Raw genomic sequence first — 5,841 nt, forward strand, 5'->3', positions numbered from 1 at the left:
CGGATACGCCGTGGCACAGCCAGCGTGATCGGCTGCTGGAGGTGGGCGCCTGGTTTGCTGGTCTGTGCGGCACGCTGGGCAAATTTGCTAACGATTTCTCCCTGCTGATGCAAACCGAAGTGGCGGAGGTCAGCGAACCGGTTGCGCAAGGACGTGGCGGATCGTCGACCATGCCGCACAAACGCAACCCAGTCGCCTGTAGCGCGATTTTAACCGCAGCCCAGCGCACGCCAGGGCTGGTGGCAACGCTTTACGCCAGCCAGATTCAGCAACATGAACGCGCCCTTGGCGGCTGGCAGGCGGAATGGGAGACCCTGCCGGAGCTGATTATGCTGGTGGGGGGCGCGCTGGCGCAAAGCGATGCGCTGGTTCGCGATATGCAGGTCTTCCCGCAAAAAATGCGGGCCGATCTGGAGATGACCCACGGACTGATTATGGCCGAGGCAGTGACGCTGGCGCTGGCGGCGTTTATTGGTAAAGCCGATGCTCATCACCGTATTGAGGCGCTGTGCCGTGAGGCGATCGACGAATCCCGCCCGCTGCAGGAATTGCTGGAGAATGACCCGCTGGTCAGCCAGCACCTTTCGACCTCCCGTTTAACGCAACTGCTGGACCCGGCCACGGCCACCGGCAGCGCCGAACGTTTTGTGCGCCAGGTCGTGGCGCGTTACAAGGAGCAACGTGATGAACCTTGATTATCAGCTGGACGGGCCGGAAGGCGCGCCGGTCATTGTGCTTTCAAACTCGCTCGGCACCACCCGCGCAATGTGGCAGCCGCAGATGGCGACCTTAACCCAGCGGTTCCGCGTGCTGCGCTATGACAGCCATGGCCATGGTAAAACCCAAAAGTCGGGCAAGGTGACGCTGGCGCAGCTTGGCGAAGATGTTATTGCGCTGCTCGATCATCTCAATATCGCCAAAGCCTGGTTTTGTGGCATCTCGATGGGCGGCCTTACCGGGCTGTGGTTGGGGCGCTTTGCCGCAGATCGTTTTTACGGTATCGCGGTGGCCAACACCGCAGCGCGGATTGGCGATCAGGCCAGTTGGCTTTCTCGTTCGCGTACCGTGCGTCAGGAAGGCATGGACGTGGTGGCTGCCGGCGCAGCGGACCGCTGGTTTACACGCGCCTTCCGTCAGAAGGCGCCGGAGGTAGTCGAGGCGCTGTGCCATCAGCTGACCCATAGCAATGCGCAAGGGTATGCTGAGTGCTGCGAAGCGCTGGCGGCAGCCGATTTGCGCAGCGAAGTTGGTCACATTAGCGTGCCGACGTTAATTATTGCCGGTGAAAGTGACCCTGTCACTACCGTTGCTGATGCCCACTTTTTACATCAGCAGATCCCCTCCTCGCAGGTGGTGATGCTCTCCGCGTCACATCTGTCCAGCATCGAGTCGCCGGAGGCCTTTAGCGTGGCGCTGTTGGGATTTTTGCAGGAGAACGAGAGTGGACGATAAAACGCGTTACCAGCAGGGCATGAATGTTCGACGCAAAGTCCTGGGCGATACCCACGTCGACCGCACGCTGCGCAATCTGACGCCGCTCAATGACGAGTTTCAGGATTTCATTACCCGCTATGCGTGGGGAGAAACCTGGACCCGACCTGGGCTGGATCACCATACCCGCAGTATGATAACCATCGCGATGCTGATTGCGCTCAATCGTGAAGCGGAGCTGAAAATGCATTTGCGCGCGGCGTTTACTAATGGCGTGACCCGCGATGAGCTGAAAGAGTTGATTATGCACTCCGCGCTGTACTGCGGGCTGCCTGCCGCCAATGCCACGATGCACCTTGCGCAGCAGGTGTTTGATGAGCTGGATGAAAAACCGTCCTGACGCGGTTTTGCTGGCCGGTCTCCACCGGCCAGCATCATGACTTACCCCTCTTTTATCTGCAGGTGCAGGTCTGTCGCCGCAGGCGCGGCGTACCAATCCTCTTTCCCCACCCTCGCGGTTCCCTTCGGCTGCCTGATCTGCCCGCCCAAAATAGTGCCTGTATCTTATTCATATGCCGCCGCCCAAAAAGCGAATTATTGTTATTTTTCGGACAGTCAACGACATTCCCTGACCAGATCTTGCCTTGCGTCCAGGCCAGCGATAAGCGAATTCTAACGTGCGGACAGGGGGGAGAATATCCGGGTACCGGGCTGTCAAACGACGCGGGGTGCTGCGTCACGGTGTGCCGCGCAGTGGCCTCCGCGCTGACAAAATGTGCGATCTTCTTAACACTACGTTGACAAATATTTGCCTGGTCAGTAATTTCATTTGTAATTACTGACCAGGCAAATATCATGAATAACCATCCGGGTATTATTAACAATAGATTTCACTTAGGTTTGTTGATCCATCTGGCTAACCAGTTCAAGGACCAGCTGATTAGCCAGCACTTCTCCGGCATGGACATTACCGCGGCGCAGTTCAAGGTGCTGATCAGTATTTATAAAGGCTTTAACAGCCCGGTCGAGATCAGTAAAAACCTGGTGATGGACGCCGGCGCCATGAGCCGGATGGTGGATCGCATGGTCAAGCGTGAGCTGATCAGCCGGGCCCCAAATCCACAGGATAAACGCCAGGTGATTCTGGCATTGACCGATAAAGGGCTGCTGATTTGCGAGCGCTTTGTCAATGAGGCGCTGGTGTCGATCATCAGCGAACTCACTGCCCGACTCACTCCCGATGAATCCCGACAGCTGGTCGATCTCATGACAAAAATGCTGCCGGACGAGATCGTCGCCCCTCATCGCTAACGCATTCAAAAAGGTCCTGACAAGATGGAAACCACTGCGGTACAACAGGCTGAGCGCGGCAGCAAGCGCAAACGAAACTTTATTATTTTATTGATTATTCTGCTTCTTGCCGCCGGTGGCGGGGTGGCGTGGTATTTGCTGTACGCCCGCTACTATGAAACGACCGACGATGCCTATGTCAATGGAAACCAGGTGACGCTCACCCCGCAGATTGGCGGTACGGTCACTCAGGTGACGGTGGATGAAGGGGACTTTGTACAGAAAGGTCAACCCCTGGTGCTGCTCGACCCCAGCGATACTGAAATTGCGCTGCAGCAGGCGGAAGCCAGTCTGGCGAATACGGTTCGCCAGGTCCGCGGGTTGTACAGCACTGCGGATAGCTACCGCGCGCAGGTCGCTGCGAAAAAAGTGGCGTTGCAAACAGCGCAAAATGACTATGCGCGGCGGCAGAAAATCTTCCAGAGCGGGGCGATCGCTGCGGAAGACCTGGCTCATTATCGCGATGCGGTCACCAGCGCGCAAAGCGATCTTCTGGCCGCTCAGGAGGCGTTGCGCACCAATATCGCCATGGTGGATGACACCGTCATCGACAGCCACCCGGAAATTAAAAGTGCCGTCGCCACGCTCCGTCAGCGCTATCTCGACAATTCCCGAAGCACCATCTTGGCCCCGGTCAGCGGCTATGTGGCGAAGCGCGCGGTGCAGCTCGGCATGCGCGTTGATTCCGGCACGACGTTGATGGCTATCGTGCCGCTGAACGAAGTCTGGGTGGATGCCAACTTCAAAGAGAGCCAGATGAAGGAGATGCGTCTCGGACAAAAAGTGACCCTCAGCGCGGACCTGTATGGCGATGATGTCAAGTATCACGGCACCATTGAAAGCCTGGGAATTGGCACCGGCAGCGCGTTTTCGCTGCTGCCAGCGCAGAACGCCAGCGGCAACTGGATCAAAATCGTCCAGCGTCTGCCGGTCCGTATCGTGCTCGATCCGCATGATATGCAGAAAAACCCGCTGCGCGTCGGCCTGTCGATGAACGTCAGCGTCGATATTCGCGACGTCGACGGGCACCTGCTGCCGCAGCAAACCGTTAGCAGTCCGCGTTTCACCACGGATGTGTATCAAAACCCGCTGGCAGAAGCGGACAAGCTGGTGGCTAAAATCCTTCATGACAACAGCAAAACGGTAGCCGCCGGCGCCCGTTAAGAGAGACGCTATGCACGATAAGGCTGCCTTTACACCGCCCAACATGTGGCTGGCGGTGCTCGCGCTGTCTCTGGCCACATTTATGCAGGTGCTGGATTCCACTATTGCCAACGTGGCGTTGCCAACGATTGCCGGCAACCTCGGGGTCAGCGCGGATCAGGGAACATGGGTGATCACCTCATTTGCGGTGTGTAACGCCATCGCGCTGCCGCTGACAGGTTGGTTTACCCGCCGCTTCGGGCAGTTAAAGCTCTTTATCGGCTCAGTGATGATGTTTACGCTAACCTCATTCCTGTGTGGATTTGCCCACAGTATGACTGAGCTGATTATTTTCCGCGCGCTGCAGGGGTTTTTCGCCGGTCCTATGTTCCCGATGTGCCAAACGCTACTGCTGGTGATTTTCCCTGCCAGTAAACGCAGTATGGCGCTGGCGCTCCTGTCGATGGTGACCGTGGTAGCGCCGATTGTCGGGCCGATTACCGGCGGCTGGATAACGGACAACTACTCCTGGCCGTGGATCTTCTACATCAACGTGCCGATCGGCATCTTCGCCACTATTGTGGTCTGGACGCAGATGCGCGAACGGCAAGAGACCGCCACCCATGCTCCCATTGATTACATCGGGATTGCGCTGTTGGTGCTCGGGGTTGGGCTGCTGCAGGTGGTGCTTGATAAAGGCAACGATCTTGACTGGTTTGCCTCCTCGCACATTATCGTGATGTCGACGATTTCAGCCATCTCGCTGGTGTCTTTCGTTATCTGGGAACTGGGTGAGCGTCATCCGATTGTTAACCTGCGATTGTTCAAAGATCGCAATTTTGCGATTGGTACGCTCTCGCTGACCCTGGGCTACGCGGCTTTTTTTGCTATCAATATTATTCTGCCGCAGTGGCTACAAACGCAGATGGGCTACACGGCGATCTGGGCCGGGCTGGCCGCCGCGCCGATGGGGATCCTGCCGCTGATGATGACGCCGATTATTGGCCGTTACGCCAATCATTTCGACCTGCGGATTCTGGCTTCGCTCTCCTTTTTGACCATGGGGGCATCCTGCCTTATTCGCGCCCGGTTCAACACCGACGTCGATTTTCGCACCATCGCGGAAGTGCAGCTGTTTATGGGGATCGGCGTGGCGTTTTTCTTCATGCCCATTACCTCGATTGTGCTGTCTAACCTGAACGGGGCGGAAGTGGCGGAAGGCTCCGGGCTGGCGACTTTTTTCCGCGTGCTGGGCGGCTCTTTTGCGTCGTCGCTCACGACCTGGATCTGGTCCCGTCGGGAAGTTTTCCACCATGCTAACCTGACGGAAAGCGTCTCCGCCTACAATCCGGCAGCGGTGGACTATATCGACAAGATGGGCGGAGCCACGCAGCAGCATATGGCGCTGATTGATAAGAGTATTGAGCAGCAGGCCTACATGATGTCGACCATCGACTATTTCTGGGTTCTGGGCTGGGGCTTTATGGCACTGATCGTGGTTATCTGGTTTGCCCGTCCGCCGTTCAGCCGTGCCGGAGCGCCGGGCGCCTCCTCGGCCGGTCACTAGCCGCGAAGTGATAAAAACGTGCCTGTCAATTCGCTGCTGTCTTGTCAGGTGGGAGCGTAGCGACGGATAAGATAAAAAAACCTGTCAGTCGCTGGACTGACAGGCATGATGCAGCGCCGGTTTTAGCCGGCAACATTACCGCTGGGCACAGCCGTTACACTGTTTGTTCTGAATCTGCTGGAAGAAGTCGTTGCCTTTGTCATCCACCAGAATGAAGGCCGGAAAATCTTCCACTTCGATTTTCCAGATAGCCTCCATCCCCAGTTCCGGATACGCCACGCACTCCAGGCTCTTAATACTCTGCTGCGCCAGCACCGCCGCCGGGCCGCCAATGCTGCCGAGATAGAATC

The 5,841-nt window shown here is 57.2% G+C and carries 7 protein-coding genes; 6 read left to right on the top strand and 1 reads right to left on the bottom strand.

Translation table 11 applies throughout. From position 1 onward, the window contains the following. The 6 genes from ACZAHD_RS21145 to ACZAHD_RS21170 form a co-directional block, all read left to right on the top strand. A partial coding sequence (locus ACZAHD_RS21145) for a lyase family protein (RefSeq protein WP_462458502.1) occupies positions 1 to 695 on the top strand: 695 nt, incomplete at its 5' end. Beyond that, the gene (pcaD, locus tag ACZAHD_RS21150; RefSeq protein ID WP_462458503.1) at positions 685 to 1,452 is read left to right on the top strand and encodes a 3-oxoadipate enol-lactonase; all 768 of its coding nucleotides are present in this window, start codon (positions 685 to 687) and stop codon (positions 1,450 to 1,452) included. The genes ACZAHD_RS21145 and pcaD, both read left to right, overlap by 11 nt. After that, on the top strand, positions 1,442 to 1,831 hold the full coding sequence (gene pcaC, locus ACZAHD_RS21155; RefSeq protein ID WP_462458504.1) for a 4-carboxymuconolactone decarboxylase: 390 nt from the start codon (positions 1,442 to 1,444) through the stop codon (positions 1,829 to 1,831). Before pcaD ends, pcaC begins: the two co-directional genes overlap by 11 nt. A 455-nt stretch (positions 1,832 to 2,286) precedes the next feature. Beyond that, entirely contained in the window at positions 2,287 to 2,742 is a 456-nt protein-coding gene (locus ACZAHD_RS21160; RefSeq protein WP_462458505.1) for a MarR family transcriptional regulator, read from the top strand. A 24-nt stretch (positions 2,743 to 2,766) separates the two neighbouring features. Further along, positions 2,767 to 3,945 carry an efflux RND transporter periplasmic adaptor subunit gene (locus ACZAHD_RS21165; RefSeq protein WP_462458506.1) on the top strand — a complete coding sequence of 393 codons (1,179 nt, stop codon included), beginning with the start codon at positions 2,767 to 2,769 and terminating at the stop codon, positions 3,943 to 3,945. A 10-nt stretch (positions 3,946 to 3,955) separates the two neighbouring features. Next, positions 3,956 to 5,491, top strand: a complete 1,536-nt coding sequence (locus ACZAHD_RS21170) for a DHA2 family efflux MFS transporter permease subunit (protein ID WP_462458507.1) — start codon at positions 3,956 to 3,958, stop codon at positions 5,489 to 5,491. 135 nt (positions 5,492 to 5,626) lie between these two features. Here ACZAHD_RS21170 and ACZAHD_RS21175 read toward each other — a convergent pair. Beyond that, positions 5,627 to 5,841 (bottom strand): fumarate hydratase C-terminal domain-containing protein (locus ACZAHD_RS21175; RefSeq protein WP_462458508.1); only part of this gene is annotated, 215 nt, incomplete at its 5' end.

The sequence above is a fragment of the Raoultella sp. genome, from assembly GCF_039594335.1.
Lineage (GTDB): Bacteria > Pseudomonadota > Gammaproteobacteria > Enterobacterales > Enterobacteriaceae > Klebsiella.

Bases quoted from the DNA above. Each gene is read 5' to 3' on its own strand.
- ACZAHD_RS21160 (WP_462458505.1), top strand. From the start codon at position 2,287: ATGAATAACCATCCGGGTATTATTAACAATAGATTTCACTTAGGTTTG.
- ACZAHD_RS21170 (WP_462458507.1), top strand. From the start codon at position 3,956: ATGCACGATAAGGCTGCCTTTACACCGCCCAACATGTGGCTGGCGGTG.
- pcaD (WP_462458503.1), top strand. From the start codon at position 685: ATGAACCTTGATTATCAGCTGGACGGGCCGGAAGGCGCGCCGGTCATT.
- ACZAHD_RS21165 (WP_462458506.1), top strand. From the start codon at position 2,767: ATGGAAACCACTGCGGTACAACAGGCTGAGCGCGGCAGCAAGCGCAAA.